15 protein-coding genes are annotated in these 16,965 nt (G+C 60.6%); 14 read left to right on the plus strand and 1 reads right to left on the minus strand.

Annotated elements, in window-relative coordinates; all coding sequences use genetic code 11:
• The first annotated feature begins 23 nt into the window (after positions 1 to 23).
• The 5 genes from ACMGF8_RS15675 (at position 24) to ACMGF8_RS15695 (ending at position 7,080) form a co-directional block, all read left to right on the plus strand.
• Positions 24 to 788, plus strand: a complete 765-nt coding sequence (locus ACMGF8_RS15675) for a class I SAM-dependent methyltransferase (protein WP_416760207.1) — start codon at positions 24 to 26, stop codon at positions 786 to 788.
• 51 nt (positions 789 to 839) lie between these two features.
• Positions 840 to 1,922 (plus strand): 3-isopropylmalate dehydrogenase, encoded by a 1,083-nt coding sequence (leuB, locus tag ACMGF8_RS15680; protein WP_102863665.1) that lies wholly within the window; start codon positions 840 to 842, stop codon positions 1,920 to 1,922.
• A gap of 54 nt (positions 1,923 to 1,976) precedes the next feature.
• Positions 1,977 to 3,089: an aspartate-semialdehyde dehydrogenase gene (gene asd, locus ACMGF8_RS15685; protein ID WP_102863663.1), complete on the plus strand. Its 1,113-nt coding sequence runs from the start codon at positions 1,977 to 1,979 to the stop codon at positions 3,087 to 3,089.
• 177 nt (positions 3,090 to 3,266) lie between these two features.
• Positions 3,267 to 4,277: an aspartate-semialdehyde dehydrogenase gene (locus tag ACMGF8_RS15690; RefSeq protein ID WP_416760210.1), complete on the plus strand. Its 1,011-nt coding sequence runs from the start codon at positions 3,267 to 3,269 to the stop codon at positions 4,275 to 4,277.
• A 205-nt stretch (positions 4,278 to 4,482) separates the two neighbouring features.
• Positions 4,483 to 7,080, plus strand: a complete 2,598-nt coding sequence (locus tag ACMGF8_RS15695) for a FimV/HubP family polar landmark protein (protein WP_416760212.1) — start codon at positions 4,483 to 4,485, stop codon at positions 7,078 to 7,080.
• Between the two features lie 73 nt (positions 7,081 to 7,153).
• Here ACMGF8_RS15695 and ACMGF8_RS15700 read toward each other — a convergent pair whose 3' ends face one another.
• Positions 7,154 to 7,813 carry a M24 family metallopeptidase gene (locus tag ACMGF8_RS15700; protein WP_102863659.1) on the minus strand — a complete coding sequence of 220 codons (660 nt, stop codon included), beginning with the start codon at positions 7,811 to 7,813 and terminating at the stop codon, positions 7,154 to 7,156.
• Positions 7,814 to 8,031: 218 nt separating this feature from the next.
• Here ACMGF8_RS15700 and truA point away from each other — a divergent pair, with 218 nt between their 5' ends.
• The 9 genes from truA (at position 8,032) to ACMGF8_RS15745 (ending at position 16,897) form a co-directional block, all read left to right on the plus strand.
• Positions 8,032 to 8,856, plus strand: a complete 825-nt coding sequence (gene truA, locus ACMGF8_RS15705) for a tRNA pseudouridine(38-40) synthase TruA (protein WP_102863657.1) — start codon at positions 8,032 to 8,034, stop codon at positions 8,854 to 8,856.
• A 63-nt stretch (positions 8,857 to 8,919) separates the two neighbouring features.
• Positions 8,920 to 9,552 (plus strand): phosphoribosylanthranilate isomerase, encoded by a 633-nt coding sequence (locus ACMGF8_RS15710; RefSeq protein ID WP_102863655.1) that lies wholly within the window; start codon positions 8,920 to 8,922, stop codon positions 9,550 to 9,552.
• Positions 9,553 to 9,811: 259 nt separating this feature from the next.
• The gene (gene accD / locus ACMGF8_RS15715) at positions 9,812 to 10,732 is read left to right on the plus strand and encodes an acetyl-CoA carboxylase, carboxyltransferase subunit beta (RefSeq protein ID WP_060838410.1); all 921 of its coding nucleotides are present in this window, start codon (positions 9,812 to 9,814) and stop codon (positions 10,730 to 10,732) included.
• Positions 10,729 to 12,036, plus strand: a complete 1,308-nt coding sequence (folC, locus tag ACMGF8_RS15720) for a bifunctional tetrahydrofolate synthase/dihydrofolate synthase (RefSeq protein ID WP_416760216.1) — start codon at positions 10,729 to 10,731, stop codon at positions 12,034 to 12,036. Before accD ends, folC begins: the two co-directional genes overlap by 4 nt.
• Complete coding sequence (locus tag ACMGF8_RS15725) at positions 12,020 to 12,673, plus strand: SPOR domain-containing protein (protein ID WP_416760218.1); 654 nt, start codon at positions 12,020 to 12,022, stop codon at positions 12,671 to 12,673. The genes folC and ACMGF8_RS15725 overlap by 17 nt, the downstream gene beginning before the upstream one ends.
• 98 nt (positions 12,674 to 12,771) lie before the next feature.
• Positions 12,772 to 13,329: a CvpA family protein gene (locus ACMGF8_RS15730; protein WP_416760220.1), complete on the plus strand. Its 558-nt coding sequence runs from the start codon at positions 12,772 to 12,774 to the stop codon at positions 13,327 to 13,329.
• Between the two features lie 41 nt (positions 13,330 to 13,370).
• Positions 13,371 to 14,876: an amidophosphoribosyltransferase gene (gene purF / locus ACMGF8_RS15735; protein WP_102863649.1), complete on the plus strand. Its 1,506-nt coding sequence runs from the start codon at positions 13,371 to 13,373 to the stop codon at positions 14,874 to 14,876.
• 36 nt (positions 14,877 to 14,912) lie between these two features.
• Positions 14,913 to 16,124 (plus strand): O-succinylhomoserine sulfhydrylase, encoded by a 1,212-nt coding sequence (locus ACMGF8_RS15740; protein WP_102863647.1) that lies wholly within the window; start codon positions 14,913 to 14,915, stop codon positions 16,122 to 16,124.
• Positions 16,121 to 16,897 (plus strand): SDR family oxidoreductase, encoded by a 777-nt coding sequence (locus tag ACMGF8_RS15745; RefSeq protein WP_102882498.1) that lies wholly within the window; start codon positions 16,121 to 16,123, stop codon positions 16,895 to 16,897. Before ACMGF8_RS15740 ends, ACMGF8_RS15745 begins: the two co-directional genes overlap by 4 nt.
• The last annotated feature ends 68 nt before the right edge of the window (positions 16,898 to 16,965 follow it).

Consider the following 16,965-nt stretch of genomic DNA (forward strand, 5'->3'; position numbering starts at 1 on the left):
CCCCTGATCAAAAGGACCACAGCATGACCAGCAACGCCCATAGCCAGGTGGTACAGAAGCAATTCGGTGGACAGGCCTCGGCCTACCTGAGCAGTGCCGTACACGCTCAAGGCGCCGAATTCGCGCTGCTACAAGCCGAAGTGGCGGGCCGGGGTGCTGCCCGGGTCCTGGACCTGGGCTGTGGCGCCGGTCATGTCAGCTTCCACGTTGCGCCGCTGGTCAAGGAAGTGGTGGCTTACGACCTCTCCCAGCAGATGCTGGATGTAGTGTCGGGAGCCGCGCAGGAGCGTAATCTGCACAACGTCCGCACCGTTAAAGGCGCAGCTGAGCGCTTGCCGTTCGCCGACGGCGAGTTCGACTTCGTCTTCAGTCGCTACTCGGCTCACCATTGGAGCGACTTGGGCCTGGCCTTGAGAGAGGTGCGCCGGGTGCTGAAGCCGGGTGGCGTGGCGGCTTTCGTTGATGTCTTGTCGCCGGGCAGTCCACTGCTGGACACTTACCTGCAAAGCGTCGAAGTGCTGCGTGACACCAGTCATGTTCGTGACTATTCGGCTGGGGAGTGGCTGCGCCAGGTCAGCGAGGCTGGGTTGCATACCCGCAGTACCGCTCGTCAGCGTCTGCGCCTGGAGTACAACTCCTGGGTCGAGCGCATGCGCACGCCCCAGGTGCTGCGGGCGGCAATTCGCGAGCTGCAGCAGGCAATGGGCAATGAAGTGCGCGAATATTTTGAGATTGAGGCCGATGGTTCGTTCAGTACAGATGTACTGGTGCTGTGGGCCGAGCGATAGAACTTTTCCGGGCGCGCCTGCGGGTGCGCCGACAGAGCAAATGAGGAACGCATGAGCAAGCAGATTCTGATTCTCCCAGGTGACGGTATTGGTCCGGAAATCATGGCCGAGGCGGTCAAGGTGCTGGAATTGGCCAATGACAAGTACAGCCTGGGCTTCGAGCTGAGCCACGACGTCATCGGTGGTGCTGCCATCGACAAGCACGGTGTGCCCCTGGCCGATGAGACCCTGGATCGTGCTCGTGCCGCCGATGCTGTGCTGCTGGGTGCTGTGGGTGGTCCGAAGTGGGACAAGATCGAGCGTGATACCCGTCCTGAGCGCGGCTTGCTGAAGATTCGTGCGCAGTTGGGTCTGTTCGGCAACCTGCGCCCGGCGATCCTCTATCCGCAACTGGCCGATGCCTCGAGCCTGAAGCCGGAAATTGTCTCGGGCCTGGATATCCTCATCGTGCGCGAGTTGACCGGCGGTATCTACTTCGGCGCGCCTCGCGGCACCCGTGAGCTGGAAAATGGCGAGCGCCAGTCCTACGACACCCTGCCGTACAGCGAAAGTGAAATCCGTCGTATCGCCCGGGTCGGCTTTGACATGGCGCGGGTGCGTGGCAAGAAGCTCTGCTCGGTGGACAAGGCCAACGTTCTGGCCTCCAGCCAGTTGTGGCGTGAAGTGGTCGAACAAGTGGCGCTGGACTACCCGGATGTCGAGTTGAGCCACATGTATGTGGACAACGCCGCCATGCAACTGGTGCGTGCGCCGAAGCAGTTCGACGTGATCGTCACCGACAACATGTTCGGCGACATCCTCTCCGATGAGGCTTCGATGCTCACCGGTTCCATCGGCATGCTGCCGTCGGCTTCCCTGGATGCCAACAACAAGGGCATGTACGAGCCTTGCCACGGTTCGGCGCCGGACATCGCCGGCCAGGGTGTTGCCAACCCGCTGGCGACCATCCTCTCGGTGTCGATGATGCTGCGTTACAGCTTCAACCTGAATGACGCGGCAGATGCCATCGAGCAGGCAGTGAGCCGAGTGCTGGATCAGGGTTTGCGCACCGGTGACATCTGGTCGGCCGGTTGCACCAAAGTCGGTACGCAGGAAATGGGCGATGCAGTAGTCGCCGCGCTGCGGAATCTGTAATCTTTCGGGCCCACCGCACAGACGGTGGCCCACTTTTGTAAAGGTGTAGTTGCGATGAAACGTGTAGGTCTGATCGGTTGGCGCGGTATGGTCGGTTCCGTGCTCATGCAGCGGATGCTTGAAGAGCAGGACTTCGATCTTATTGAACCGGTGTTTTTCACCACTTCCAATGTCGGTGGCCAGGGGCCGTCGGTGGGCAAGGACATTGCTCCACTGAAGGACGCCTACAACATTGAAGAGTTGAAAACCCTCGACGTGATTCTGACCTGCCAGGGTGGCGACTACACCAGCGAAGTCTTCCCCAAGCTGCGTGAAGCCGGCTGGCAGGGTTACTGGATCGACGCCGCTTCCAGCCTGCGCATGCAGGATGATGCGGTGATCATTCTTGACCCGGTGAACCGCAAGGTCATCGACCAGCAACTGGATGCCGGGACCAAGAACTACATCGGTGGCAACTGCACCGTCAGCCTGATGCTGATGGGCCTGGGCGGCTTGTTCGAAGCCGGTCTGGTGGAGTGGATGAGCGCCATGACCTACCAGGCGGCCTCCGGCGCCGGCGCGCAGAACATGCGCGAGCTGATCAAGCAAATGGGCGCGACCCACGCGGCTGTCGCTGATGACCTGGCCAATCCGGCCAGCGCCATCCTCGACATCGACCGTAAAGTGGCTGAAGCCATGCGCAGCGATGCCTATCCGACCGAGAACTTCGGCGTGCCCCTGGCCGGCAGCCTGATCCCGTGGATCGACAAGGAACTGCCTAACGGCCAGAGCCGTGAAGAGTGGAAGGCCCAGGCCGAGACCAACAAGATCCTCGGTCGCTTCAAGAGCCCGATCCCGGTGGATGGCATTTGCGTGCGTATCGGTGCGATGCGCTGCCACAGCCAGGCGCTGACCATCAAGCTCAACAAGGATGTGCCGATCGCCGATATCGAAGGGCTGATCAGCCAGCACAATCCCTGGGTCAAACTGGTGCCGAACCAGCGCGACATCAGCATGCAGGAGCTGAGTCCGACCAAGGTCACCGGCACTCTGAACATTCCGGTTGGCCGTCTGCGCAAGCTGAACATGGGCTCGCAGTTCCTCGGTGCCTTCACCGTGGGCGACCAGTTGCTGTGGGGTGCAGCCGAACCGCTGCGCCGCATGCTGCGGATCTTGCTGGAGCGTTGATTCTCTAAGCGTTTGAAACAGCCCGCCCCTTGCACAAGGCGCGGGCTTTTTCATGCTCATGTAGCGGACTCGCCCGCGAAGAGTGCTTTAGCCCAACCGGCACTTTCCCCCGCGAATTGCCTCGTCACCCCGTGCCGGGTAAAGTGCCGCTCCCCCCGTTCCGCCTGAGGTAGCACCATGACCCCGTCCTTTGATATTGCTGTTATCGGCGCCACCGGCACGGTTGGCGAAACCCTGGTGCAGATTCTCGAAGAGCGTGATTTCCCCGTTGCCAACCTGCACCTGCTCGCCAGCAGTGAGTCGGCCGGTCACTCGGTGCCGTTTCGCGGCAAGAATGTTCGTGTGCGAGAAGTCGACGAGTTCGACTTTGGCAAGGTTCAGTTGGCGTTTTTCGCCGCGGGCCCTGCGGTGACCCTGAGCTTCGCTCCGCGAGCCACAGCGGCCAATTGCGCCGTGATCGACCTCTCCGGTGCCTTGCCGTCGGCCCAGGCACCCAATGTCGTGCCTGAGGCCAATACCCAGGTGCTGGCTGGTCTAAAGAAGCCGGTGCAACTGAGCAGTCCCAGTGCTGCGGCCACGGCACTGGCGGTGGCGCTGGCGCCATTGCAGGGCGTGCTGGATATCCAGCGGGTCAACCTGACCGCCTGCCTGGCGATTTCCAGCCAGGGGCGTGAGGCCGTCAGCGAGCTGGCCCGGCAAACCGCCGAACTGCTGAATGTGCGACCGCTGGAGCCGCGTTTCTTCGACCGCCAAGTAGCCTTCAATCTGCTGGCTCAGGTCGGTACGCCAGATGCCCAGGGACACACTCTGTTGGAAAAGCGTCTGGTGAGAGAGTTGCGGGAGGTGCTGGGGCAGCCTTTATTAAAGATTTCTGTCACTTGCATTCAAGCACCGGTGTTTTTTGGCGATAGCTATAGCGTGACTTTGCAGTCAGGTGCCGACGTCGATCTGGCGGCGGTGAATGCGGCGCTGGAGGCGGCTCCCGGCCTGGAACTGGTGGACGCCGGTGATTATCCCACCGCAGTGGGTGACGCCGTGGGCCAGGACGTAGTCTATGTGGGGCGGGTTCGTGGGGGCGTCGACGATTCGGCGGAACTGAATCTGTGGCTGACTTCGGACAACGTCCGCAAAGGTGCGGCCTTGAACGCTGTGCAGCTGGCTGAATTGTTGATAAAAGACCTGCTGTAAAAGATACTTGGCAACAATTTGCAGAATGAATCTAGCTGGGCGCTATGCTTGGCAAGTTGCTGGAGGTGAGTGGCCGTCAGGTGCTCCCGGGGCATGCAGTAAATAATCCCGCGTGGCGGTCGCTCATGATCCCGCGCAGTGCCTTATGGCAGCCGCTACAAAACCTTCTCGCTGGCCGAGGAATGTTCAAACAAAGGATGAGGCTATGGTTCAAGTTCGCAAACTGGTGTTAGCAATAGCGGCCGCCTCGGCGCTGTCCTCCGGTATGGCGCAGGCGCTTGGGCTCGGGGAGCTGACCCTGAAGTCGAGTCTGAACCAGCCTCTGGTAGCAGAAATCGAATTGCTCGATATCAAGGACCTTACTGCTGCGGAAGTGGTGCCCAGCCTGGCCCCGGCAGAAGAGTTCGCCAAGGCCGGCGTCGATCGTCAGGCCTTTCTCAATGACCTGAGTTTTACTCCTGTTCTCAATCCAGGCGGCAAGAGCGTACTGCGGGTGACCTCTAGCCAGCCGTTGTCGGAGCCGATGGTCAAGTTTCTGGTCCAAGTAATGTGGCCCAACGGTCGTCTGCTGCGCGATTACAGCGTGCTGCTGGACCCTTCGAAGTTTTCCCCGCAAACCGCTGCTGCTGCACAGGCGGCACCGGTCAGTGGTCCGGCGGTGAATGCCCCGGTCACTCGTGCCAACAAAATCAGCAAGCCTGAGCAATACACAACTGCGCCTCGTGACACGCTGTGGGAAATCGCCGCAAAGAATCGCAATGGTGCGTCGATCCAGCAAACCATGCTGGCGATCCAGGCGCTGAACCCGGATGCCTTTATCGACGGCAACATCAATCGATTGAAAGCTGGCAGGGTCCTGCGCCTGCCTGACGTGGTGCAGAGCACCGCGTTGCCGCAGCCCAAGGCCATTGCCGAAGTTGCTGCGCAGAATGCTGCCTGGCGTCAGGGGCGTCGCGCTGGTGCACGGAGCCAGCTGCAGGTGGATGCGACTCGTCGTGCGGGTGCCGAAAAGGCGCCCAAGCAGGTCAACACCAAGGACAACCTGAGCCTGGTTTCTGCGGACAGCGGCAAGGCTGGTGGCAAGGGCGTCGCGGGTGATAGCAAGGCCCTGAACAACAAGCTGGCGGTGACTCAGGAAAGCCTGGATGCAACCCGTCGCGATAATGCTGAGCTCAAGGAGCGCATGGCGGATCTGCAGAGTCAGCTGGACAAGCTGCAGCGCCTGATCGAATTGAAGAACAACCAGTTGGCCAAGTTGCAGGCTGAAGGTGCAGCCCCTGTCGCTCAGCCGACGGCGGTGATGCCTGCTGAGCTGGTGGCCAAACCTGAGGCGCCTGCGGCGACGCCAGTGGTTGCGCAAGCTCCAGTCAGTGAGCCAGCAGCCAATCCGGCTCCGGATGTGCCAGCGGCCCAGGCTGACGAAGACAAGTATGGCGACCTGCTGACCAATCCAATCCTTCTCGGGCTGGTAGGTGGCGGTGCGATAGTGGCGGTGTTGCTGCTGTTGCTGTTGCTGGCGCGTCGTCGCAAGGCTCAGCAGGAAGCGGAAAAGCACCTGCGCATGGCGCGGGCGTTGTCCGAGGAAAATAGCGACTTCGCCGAGGAACTGGATCTTCCGGAAGGTAGCTTCGAAGGTCTTGAAGTCCCGCCACCAAGCGTCAAGCTCGCTCCAGCTCCAGCTCCAGCTCCAGCTCCAGCTCCAGCTCCAGCTCCAGCTCCAGCTCCAGCTCCGGTGATGGCGCCAGTTCCGGCGGCGCCGGTTGAGCGAGCCACCGATGTGCTGGGACAGGCGCAGAACCATATCGATGGTGGTCGCCTGAATCAGGCGGCAGCCATTCTTGAAGAGGCGGTCAAGCTCGAGCCGCAGCGCAGTGATCTGCGCCTCAAGCTGATGGAAGTGTATGCGCATCAGGGGGATCGCAGTGCCTTCGTCGCTCAGGAGCGGCAGCTGGTAGCCAATGGCGATAACCACGCTCAGGTCGAGCAGCTCAAGAGCCGTTTCCCGGCGATGGTGGCGGTGGCGGCGACAGCGGGGCTGGCTGCTGCGGCTGTGGCTGCGGAGCTGGATGCTCAGTATGTCAAGGAGCTGCTGGATGAGCCTGAGCCCGCGGCGCCTGTGGAAGGTCTGGACGCGGATTTCGATCTGAGCCTGGATGACCTCGAGGCAGCTTCGCCAGCGGTAGTGGTGTCCGAACCTGAGGTTGAGCTGGAGGAGTTCCCTCTGGACGACGACCTGAGCTTTGGTTCGGTTCTTGAGCAGCAGACTGCGGCCCAGGAAAGCCTGGATGATCTGGGGGATTTCGACCTTGATCTCGGAGCGGACCTGCCGGCGTCGACCCAGAGTGACGACGACTTCCTGTTGAGCCTGGAAGACGATCTCAAGGATCTGCCGGCTGGCGATGTGCCTACCGTCACCGAGTCAACGCTGGATGACTTGGATCTATCGGCGGACTTCGATCTGTCCCTGGCTGATGAAATGGATGCCGCGGCAGAGCCCAAGGACGCCTTTGCCTCCGAACTGGATGATGTCAACGCCGAACTGGATCGTCTGGCCCAGAGTCTGGATCAGGCGGAGCCGGCTACGCCAAGCTTCACGGCTGAAGATGCTGCGGCTGCGCCTGAGGAAGCGGATTTCGACTTCCTCGCCGGCAGCGATGAAGTGGCCACCAAGCTGGATCTGGCTCAGGCCTATATCGATATGGGTGACAACGACGGCGCGCGGGATATTCTGGGCGAAGTGCTCAGCGAGGGTAATGAAGGGCAGAAGAGCGAAGCGCAGGAAATGCTCGCAAGGCTGGCCTGAAACAACCCGATGCTTGAGCAGAACGGCAGCCGATAAGGCTGCCGTTTTTGTTGGTGGCGCTTTTGGCGGTCATTCAGACCAGCAGGTCTTCGTAGAAGGCGCCAAAGGGGCGAGTGGGGTGGGCGATCTGGATTTCCAGGATCCACAGGCCCACTTGTGGGCAGTCGGCGAAGTCCCCCAGGTCTCCAGCGCGATAGATGGCGTGGGGGAAGTCGCTGACCCGATGCCCCTTGATCTCCAGGTTGAGCATCCAGCCCATGGCGCGGGCCTGTTCTTCGGCATATTGGTACAGTTCGGCGCCGGCCACTTGATGGGTTTTCCAGTGATCGTGCACCTGATCGAACAGGCTCTTGGCGGCCGCGGCACAGGCGTGCATTTCCTCGTCGCAACCTACGACGTAAGTCGCTCCGCAATCGCCTTCGTGGCGATCCCAGACGACTCCCAGGTCAATGAAGAACAGATCGTTTTCATTCAGCTGGGGGTCGCTGTCGGAGCGTTGCTTGAAGGTCTTAAGGGTGTTGGCGCCAAAACGAATCAGCAGTGGGTGCCAAATACGTTCCATGCCCAGCTCCTGTAATACTTGCAGGCCCATCTCCCTGGCGGTGGATTCGTGCATGCCGGGCCTGATCCGCCTGGCCATTTGCGCGATGGCCTCCCAGGTCATGCGCTTGGCGTGGAGCATGCCTTCCAGGCTGTAGGCCAGGCCCACGGCTTCTTTGTTGGTTGCGATCATTCGTCGGCTCTCGGTCAGGGTGTTTGTTTTTCTACCGCTATGTAGATTGCTATATAGCGATGACCTGGCGGCTGATGCAATCGTTGTCGAGGTGAAGCAATCTGCAACTAAACCGCGGCAGTGCATGGCGTCTGCTCCCGCCAGCCTTATAATGAGCGCCTTTGCGCATATCAGCAGGCTGTAAGTTCTTGGCAAATATAGATAACCCGGCCGCCGAAATGGCGGCCGCAGGCTTTTCCCGCATCGCTCTGGGTGTTGAATACAAGGGATCGCGCTATCGCGGTTGGCAGCGTCAGGCTTCTGGTGTGCCCAGCGTCCAGGAAACCCTGGAGAAGGCCTTGTCCAGGGTCGCGGACTCTCCGGTGGTGGTGGCTTGTGCGGGGCGTACCGATGCCGGTGTGCATGCCTGTGGTCAGGTGGTGCATTTCGATACCCAGGCCGTGCGCTCGATGAAGGCTTGGGTCATGGGGGCCAATATCAACCTGCCTCATGACATCAGTGTCAGTTGGGCTCGTGAGATGCCGGCGCATTTTCATGCTCGGTTCAAGGCGATTGCCCGGCGCTATCGCTATGTGATCTACAACGATCAGATCCGTCCGGCCCATCTCAATGAGGAGGTCACTTGGAATCACCGGCCGCTGGATATCGAACGGATGGCCCAGGCTGCCGCGTTTCTGGTGGGGACCCATGATTTCAGTGCGTTCCGGGCTGGCCAGTGCCAGGCCAAGTCACCGATCAAGGAGATTCACCACCTGCGGGTTACCCGGCACGGCAAGATGATTGTCCTGGATATTCGCGCCAGTGCCTTCCTGCATCACATGGTGCGCAATATTGCCGGGGTCTTGATGACCATTGGTGCGGGCGAGCGGCCGGTGGAGTGGGCGCGGGAGGTCTTGGAGAGCCGGATTCGCCGCACGGGCGGGGTCACCGCCCATCCTTTCGGCCTGTATCTGGTGCAGGTGGAATACAAGGATGAGTTCCAGTTGCCGGAGCGATACATCGGGCCACATTTCCTCACCGGTTGGTCTGAACTTGACGGCTGACGCCCGGAAAAGCATTTGCTACCATCCGGAACTTTCCGAATTTGCCCCCGAGGTTCAAACGACATGTCAGCTGTTCGCAGCAAGATTTGCGGGATTACCCGCATAGAAGATGCGTTGGCAGCGGTGGCGGCGGGGGCCGATGCCATCGGTCTGGTGTTCTATGCCAAGAGTCCCCGGGCGGTGAGTGTGCAGCAGGCGCGGGCGATCATCGCCGCCTTGCCGCCGTTCGTGACGACGGTCGGGCTGTTCGTCAATGCCAGTCGCTGCGAGTTGGGGGAGATCCTCGATGCCGTTCCGCTGGACCTGCTGCAGTTCCATGGCGATGAGTCGGCAGCGGATTGCGAGGGTTATCACCGTCCCTATATCAAGGCGCTGCGAGTCAAGGCCGGGGATGACGTTGCTGCTGCCTGCCTGGCTTATCCGCGCGCCAGCGGAATTCTGCTGGATACCTATGTCGAGGGTGTGCCGGGGGGAACTGGCGAGGCCTTTGACTGGTCCCTGGTTCCTCAGGGGCTGAGCAAGCCGATCATCCTGGCTGGCGGGCTGTCTGCGCAGAACGTCGCCGAGGCCATTACTCGGGTTCGCCCCTACGCGGTGGACGTCAGTGGCGGTGTGGAGCAGAGCAAGGGCATCAAGGACCCGGCAAAGATTCAGGCATTTATGCAGGCAGTGCGTCGTAGCAACGAGTCGATGTGACGGCTGGCAGTCTGCCGCCGTCCATAACACCACTGTACAAAACAGGCAGGCGCCGCCTTAAGGCGGGGTCGGAATCGAGTGGCAACCGCTCTATTGCGGGTTGTCGGGATGGCTGAGGGGCGCTTCATTGCAGGCAGGTCGAGCCCGGTGCTGACCGCGGTAGCGAAGTGATCATCGCCGCACACATGAATTTAGCTCAAGGGCATACGCGGGGTTGCGAACCAGAGCGTTCGGGCCGCCGGTACTGGAGAAAGAAAGCATGAGCAACTGGTTAGTAGACAAACTGATCCCTTCGATCATGCGTTCCGAGGTGAAGAAAAGCTCGGTGCCCGAAGGTCTTTGGCACAAGTGTCCGTCCTGCGAGGCGGTGCTTTATCGTCCGGAGCTGGAAAAGACCCTGGATGTTTGCCCCAAGTGCAATCACCACATGCGCATCGGTGCTCGCGCCCGGATCGATATTTTCCTCGACGCCGAAGGTCGTGCCGAGCTGGGCGCTGACCTGGAGCCGGTTGACCGTCTGAAATTCCGTGACGGCAAGAAGTACAAGGACCGTCTGACAGCAGCGCAGAAGCAGACGGGCGAGAAGGACGCTCTGATCTCCATGAGTGGCACTCTGCTAGGCATGCCGGTCGTGGTCTCGGCCTTTGAGTTCTCCTTCATGGGCGGGTCCATGGGCGCCATCGTTGGCGAACGCTTTGTCCGCGCGGCCAACTACGCTCTGGAAAACCGTTGCCCAATGATCTGCTTCTCCGCCTCCGGTGGTGCGCGGATGCAGGAGGCGCTGATCTCCCTGATGCAGATGGCCAAGACCTCCGCCGTGCTGGCGCGCCTGCGTGAAGAAGGTATTCCATTCGTCTCCGTGCTGACCGACCCGGTCTACGGTGGTGTTTCCGCCAGTCTGGCGATGTTGGGTGATGTAATCGTCGCCGAGCCTAAAGCCCTGGTGGGCTTCGCGGGGCCGCGAGTGATCGAGCAGACCGTGCGGGAAAAACTGCCGGAAGGCTTCCAGCGCAGCGAATTCCTTCTGGAGCACGGTGCCATCGACATGATCATCTCCCGTCAGGAGCTGCGTCCGCGCCTGGGTAATCTGCTGGCCCAGCTCATGGGGCTGCCGACGCCTGAATTCGTGGCTGCTCCCGTTGAACCGATCGTGGTTCCGCCGGCTCCAGCAAACCTATGACCCAGCGTACCCTGGGCGATTGGCTCGCCTACCTTGAGCAGTTGCACCCTTCGGCCATCGATATGGGGCTTGAGCGCTCGCAGCAGGTAGTGGCCCGGATGGGGCTGGGCAAGCCGGCGCCTCGGGTCATCACAGTCACGGGTACCAATGGCAAGGGCTCTACTTGTGCCTTTGTCGCTTCCCTGTTGCGGGCTCAGGGCCTGCAGGTTGGGGTCTACAGCTCGCCGCACCTGCTGCGCTACAACGAACGGGTGCAGATCAATGGCGTTGAGGCCACTGATCAGCAACTGTGCGAGGCCTTTGTTGCGGTAGAGGCGGGGCGTGGTGATGTTTCCCTGACCTATTTCGAGATGGGCACCCTGGCGGCGTTCTGGCTGTTCCAGCGCGCGGCCCTGGATGCCGTAGTCCTGGAAGTGGGGCTGGGTGGGCGTCTGGATGCGGTCAATCTGGTGGATGCCGACCTGGCATTGGTCACCAGCATTGGTGTCGATCATATCGAGTACCTGGGGGATTCCCGGGAGTCCGTGGCTTTCGAGAAGGCTGGAATCTTCCGTGCCGGCGCTCCAGCTCTGTGTGGCGACCTGAATCCGCCGCAGCCTTTGCTGGACAAGGCGCGAGAGCTGGGTTGTCCGCTTTTTCTCCGGGGGCGAGATTTCGACCTCGGGCTCACCGAAGAATATTGGCAATGGCGTGGTCTGGATGCCCGGGGCAATCCGGTTGAGTTGCGGGATCTGCCGCTGCTCGATTTGCCCATGGAAAACGCGGCGTTGGCGTTGCAGGCCTACCTGCTTACCGGGTTGCCCTGGCAGCCTGAGCTGATCGGTGCAGCTCTGCAGCGGACCCGGGTGACCGGCCGTCTGGATCGTCGGCAGATCGAGTGGCAGGGCAAGCGTCTGAACCTGCTGCTGGATGTGGGGCACAATCCCCATGCCGCGCAGTATCTGGCTGAGCGCCTGGCGCGTCGACCCGTAGCCGGCAAGCGCCTGGCGGTATTCGGCCTGCTGGCAGACAAGGATCTGTCGGGAGTTGTCGGCAGTTTGCAGGCCTCGGTCCAGCACTGGGCGGTGGCTCCACTGGATTCGCCTCGGGCGCGTCCTGTTGAGGATCTGCAGGCCGCCTTGGAGAACCTTGGTGCTTCGGTAGCGTCTTATGCCAGTGTCGCAGCGGCGTTGGACGCGCAATGTGCGCAAGCGACTGCAGATGACGAAATTCTGCTGTTCGGATCTTTTTATTGTGTTGCCGAGGCGCTTGAGTGGCTCGCCCGGCGCTCCACGGAGGAAGCTGCACATGGCAATGCTGGATAAGGTCTACAAGCAGCGAATGGTTGGAGCGCTGGTGTTGGTGGCTTTGGCGGTGATTTTTCTGCCGATGCTGTTCTCGCGAGAGGATGAGCAGCGCCACGTAACGGTTGAAGCGCCGCCGGCGCCACAGGCCTCGACCATGCCTCAGGTTCAGGTTGAGCCGGTGGTGGTGCCTGAGCCCCAGGTATTGCCCCAGGAACCGGTGCCTGTCGAGGAGCCCGTGGTGCAGCAGGTTGCACCGTCGATGTCGATTGCTCCGAGTGCGCCAGCGGTTGCGCCAGCACCTGTAGTGGCCAGCAAGCCGGCGCCAGCGCCTAAGCCTGCCCCTGTGCCGGCCCCAGCCCAGCCGATTGCCGTAGCCAAGCCTGATACCAGTCAGAGTCGGATCGATGCCAATGGTCTGTCCATCAGCTGGTCGGTGCAGTTGGCCAGCCTGTCGAGCCGTGAAAGTGCGGAAAACCTGCAGAAAACCCTGCGCAGCCAGGGCTATAACGCATATATCCGTTCTGCTGAAGGCAAGAATCGGGTGTTTGTCGGGCCGTTGATCGAGCGGGCCGAGGCTGATCGTCTGCGTGACCTGTTGGGTCGTCAGCACAACCTCAAGGGGTTTGTGGTGCGCTTCCAGCCGGAGCGTGGCTGAGGCTATCTGGCTGATTTCAAAAGCACAGTGAATCGCAGCTTACCGACAGCCAAGCGCTCTGTTAAAATGCGCCGCCTTATCCGTCTGTAGGCTGCACTGTGCCATTTACCTGGGTTGACTGGGCGATCATTGCAATAATCGCCATCTCCGCTTTGATCAGCTTGAGCCGCGGTTTCGTCAAAGAAGCCTTGTCGTTGCTTACCTGGATCATCGCAGGAGTCGTTGCCTGGATGTTTGGTGGCTCACTGTCCGAGTACCTCGGCGGTTATATCGAAACTCCTTCGGCTCGCGTGATCGCGGGCTGCGCAATCATGTTTGTCGCCACCTTGCTGGTGGGGGCAATGGTCAACTATCTCATCGGCGAATTGATTCGTGTCACCGGTCTCTCCGGAACCGATCGATTTCTCGGCATGGCCTTCGGCGCGGCGCGTGGCGCGTTGCTGGTGGTCGTGGCCGTCGGGCTCTTGAGCCTGGGGCCGGTTCAGCAGGATTCCTGGTGGCAACAGTCGCGACTGGTGCCACAATTTCTATTGGTTGCAGACTGGTCCAAGAACCTCATTCTGGGGTGGAGCAGTCAGTGGCTGGCCAGCGGTATCAGCGTACCCGCTGAAATACCGTTCAAGGAGCACCTCTTACCGGCCAAAACGCCTCAGTAAGATGTGTTCAGTTCAGTTTCATTAAGTAGGGGTTGCGTCGCATGTGTGGCATCGTCGGTATCGTCGGTAAGTCGAACGTCAATCAGGCGCTGTATGACGCGCTAACCGTCCTCCAGCACCGCGGCCAGGACGCTGCCGGTATCGTGACCAGCCATGATGGCCGGTTATTCCTGCGCAAGGACAATGGCCTGGTTCGTGATGTGTTCCAGCAGCGGCATATGCAGCGTCTGGTCGGTCACATGGGTATTGGCCATGTGCGTTACCCGACTGCGGGCAGTTCGACTTCGGCCGAGGCTCAGCCGTTCTACGTCAACTCGCCGTACGGCATCACCCTGGCGCACAACGGCAACCTGACCAATGTCGAGCAGTTGGCCAAAGAGATCTATGAGTCCGATCTGCGCCACGTCAACACCAACTCCGACTCCGAAGTGCTGCTCAACGTGTTCGCTCACGAGCTGGCCCAGCGCGGCAAGCTGCAGCCTACCGAGGAAGACGTGTTTGCTGCGGTGACTGACGTGCACAACCGCTGTGTCGGTGGTTACGCAGTGGTGGCCATGATCACCGGTTACGGCATCGTCGGTTTCCGTGATCCACACGGTATCCGTCCGATCGTCTTCGGCCAGCGTCATACCGACGAAGGCGTGGAGTACATGATTGCCTCGGAAAGCGTTTCCCTGGACGTGCTGGGCTTCACCCTGATTCGCGACTTGGCTCCGGGCGAGGCGGTCTACATCACTGAAGAAGGCAAACTCTACACCCGCCAGTGCGCCACCAACCCGCAGCTGACTCCGTGCATCTTCGAGCACGTTTATCTGGCTCGTCCTGACTCGATCATTGATGGTGTCTCGGTGTACAAGGCGCGTCTGCGTATGGGCGAGAAGTTGGCCGAGAAGATCCTGCGCGAGCGTCCGGAGCACGATATTGATGTGGTGATCCCGATTCCGGACACCAGTCGTACCGCGGCGTTGGAGTTGGCCAACCATCTGGGCGTCAAGTTCCGCGAAGGTTTCGTCAAGAACCGCTATATCGGTCGCACCTTCATCATGCCGGGCCAGGCGGCGCGGAAGAAATCCGTGCGTCAGAAACTCAATGCAATTGAGCTGGAATTCCGCGGCAAGAACGTGATGCTGGTGGATGACTCCATCGTCCGTGGCACCACCTGCAAGCAGATCATCCAGATGGCCCGTGAAGCCGGCGCGAAAAACGTCTACTTCTGCTCGGCGGCCCCTGCTGTACGCTATCCGAACGTGTACGGCATCGACATGCCAAGCGCCCATGAACTGATTGCCCACAATCGTTCGACCCAGGATGTGGCGGACCTGATCGGTGCCGACTGGCTGATCTATCAAGACTTGCCAGACCTGATCGAAGCGGTCGGTGGTGGCAAGATCAAGATCGAGAGCTTCGATTGCGCCGTGTTTGATGGCAAGTACGTCACTGGCGATGTGGATGAGGCCTATCTGAACAAGATCGAGGACGCTCGTAATGATGCTTCCAAGGCCAAGACTCAGGCAGTCAGCGCCATCATCGATCTGTACAACAACTGATCCAGAGCATTTAAGAAGACATTAGGAGTAGGCGGCATGAGTCAGGATTGGGATGCCGGTCGGCTGGACAGCGACCTTGAAGGCGTAGCGTTCGATACCCTGGCGGTGCGCGCCGGCCAACACCGCTCGCCGGAAGGCGAGCACGGTGATCCAATGTTCTTTACCTCCAGCTATGTGTTCCGTACAGCCGCCGATGCGGCTGCGCGGTTCGCCGGCGAGGTTCCTGGTAACGTCTATTCGCGCTACACCAATCCGACGGTGCGCTCGTTCGAAGAACGAATCGCGGCGCTGGAAGGTGCGGAGCAGGCAGTCGCCACGGCCACTGGCATGGCGGCCATTCTTTCGGTGGTGATGAGCCTTTGCAGTGCTGGGGACCACGTGCTGGTGTCGCGCAGTGTATTCGGCTCGACCATCAGCTTGTTCGAGAAGTACTTCAGGCGTTTTGGTGTTGAGGTTGATTACGTACCCCTGGCGGACCTGTCCGGCTGGGATGCGGCAATCAAGAGCAACACCAAATTGCTGTTTGTCGAGTCGCCATCCAATCCCTTGGCCGAGTTGGTGGACATCGCCGCACTGGCCGAGGTAGCTCATGCCAAGGGTGCGATGCTGGTGGTCGACAACTGTTTCTGTACCCCTGCGTTGCAGCAGCCGCTGAAGCTTGGCGCGGACGTGGTGGTGCATTCGGCGACCAAGTTCATTGACGGTCAGGGCCGTTGTATGGGCGGTGTGGTGGCCGGCCGCAGCGAACAAATGAAAGAAGTGGTGGGTTTCCTGCGTACTGCAGGGCCGACCCTGAGTCCGTTCAATGCTTGGATTTTCCTCAAGGGGCTGGAGACTCTGAGCTTGCGGATGCGTGCCCACTGCTCCAATGCCCTGGCCCTGGCGCAATGGCTGGAGCAGCAGGACGGTGTCGAGAAGGTGCACTACGCCGGTCTTGCCAGTCATCCGCAGCACGAGCTGGCCAAGCGCCAGCAGCGTGGTTTCGGTGCGGTGGTGAGCTTTGAGGTCAAGGGCGGTAAAGAGGGCGCCTGGCGCTTTATCGATGCCACTCGGCTGATTTCGATCACTGCCAACCTGGGCGACAGCAAAACCACTATTACCCATCCGAGCACCACTTCCCACGGGCGTCTGGCGCCTCAGGAGCGTGAGGCTGCGGGTATTCGTGACAGTCTGATCCGCATTGCAGTGGGGCTGGAGGATGTGGCTGACCTGCAGGCCGACCTGGCTCGCGGTCTGGCAGCCTTGTGATCGAGTTGTCCACGCCTCAGGGTGGCGTTAATGGTCGTGTTGCGCTGGTCACCGGCGCGGCGCGGGGCATTGGCCTGGGGATCGCTGCATGGCTGATCAGTGAAGGCTGGCAAGTGGTGCTGACCGATCTGGATCGGGAGCGCGGTTCCAAGGTTTCCAAGGTGCTGGGTGAGAATGCCTGGTTCATCACCATGGACGTGGCGGATGAGCAGCAGGTGGCTCAAGGGGTTGCCGAGGTGCTGGGGCAGTTCGGGCGCCTGGACGCCCTGGTCTGCAATGCTGCGGTGGCCGATCCGCACAACATCACCTTGGAAAGCCTGGACCTGGCCTACTGGAATCGGGTGCTGGCGGTGAATCTTGGCGGGCCTATGCTGCTGGCCAAGCATTGCGCGCCTTATCTGCGTGCCCATGGCGGTTCTATCGTCAACCTGGCTTCTACTCGTGCTCGGCAATCGGAGCCCGACAGTGAGGCCTATGCGGCGAGCAAGGGTGGTTTGCTGGCCTTGACTCACGCCCTGGCAATTAGCCTGGGGCCGGAAATTCGGGTCAACGCCGTGAGTCCTGGCTGGATCGACGCTCGTGATCCAGCGGTGCGACGTGCCGAGCCTTTGTCTGATGCTGATCACGCCCAGCATCCAGCGGGCAGGGTGGGGGCGGTTGAGGACGTGGCAGCGATGGTGGCTTGGCTGCTGTCGCGCAACTCGGGATTCGTTACTGGTCAAGAGTTCGTGGTGGACGGCGGCATGACCAAGAAAATGATTTATCAGGGATGATGCGGTCTTGGCTTTTGCCTGAGCCTCGCAGTGTGTCGCTTGCAGCTGTTTCTGAAAAAAACTTCAAG

This window comes from Pseudomonas sp. BNK-7 (assembly GCF_048072025.1).
Taxonomy (GTDB): Bacteria; Pseudomonadota; Gammaproteobacteria; order Pseudomonadales; family Pseudomonadaceae; genus Aquipseudomonas; species Aquipseudomonas danubii.

Bases quoted from the DNA above. Each gene is read 5' to 3' on its own strand.
- leuB (WP_102863665.1), top strand. From the start codon at position 840: ATGAGCAAGCAGATTCTGATTCTCCCAGGTGACGGTATTGGTCCGGAA.
- ACMGF8_RS15695 (WP_416760212.1), top strand. From the start codon at position 4,483: ATGGTTCAAGTTCGCAAACTGGTGTTAGCAATAGCGGCCGCCTCGGCG.
- folC (WP_416760216.1), top strand. From the start codon at position 10,729: ATGACCCAGCGTACCCTGGGCGATTGGCTCGCCTACCTTGAGCAGTTG.
- purF (WP_102863649.1), top strand. From the start codon at position 13,371: ATGTGTGGCATCGTCGGTATCGTCGGTAAGTCGAACGTCAATCAGGCG.
- ACMGF8_RS15675 (WP_416760207.1), top strand. From the start codon at position 24: ATGACCAGCAACGCCCATAGCCAGGTGGTACAGAAGCAATTCGGTGGA.
- ACMGF8_RS15725 (WP_416760218.1), top strand. From the start codon at position 12,020: ATGGCAATGCTGGATAAGGTCTACAAGCAGCGAATGGTTGGAGCGCTG.
- ACMGF8_RS15690 (WP_416760210.1), top strand. From the start codon at position 3,267: ATGACCCCGTCCTTTGATATTGCTGTTATCGGCGCCACCGGCACGGTT.
- asd (WP_102863663.1), top strand. From the start codon at position 1,977: ATGAAACGTGTAGGTCTGATCGGTTGGCGCGGTATGGTCGGTTCCGTG.
- accD (WP_060838410.1), top strand. From the start codon at position 9,812: ATGAGCAACTGGTTAGTAGACAAACTGATCCCTTCGATCATGCGTTCC.
- truA (WP_102863657.1), top strand. From the start codon at position 8,032: ATGGCGGCCGCAGGCTTTTCCCGCATCGCTCTGGGTGTTGAATACAAG.
- ACMGF8_RS15700 (WP_102863659.1), bottom strand. From the start codon at position 7,813: ATGATCGCAACCAACAAAGAAGCCGTGGGCCTGGCCTACAGCCTGGAA.
- ACMGF8_RS15710 (WP_102863655.1), top strand. From the start codon at position 8,920: ATGTCAGCTGTTCGCAGCAAGATTTGCGGGATTACCCGCATAGAAGAT.
- ACMGF8_RS15740 (WP_102863647.1), top strand. From the start codon at position 14,913: ATGAGTCAGGATTGGGATGCCGGTCGGCTGGACAGCGACCTTGAAGGC.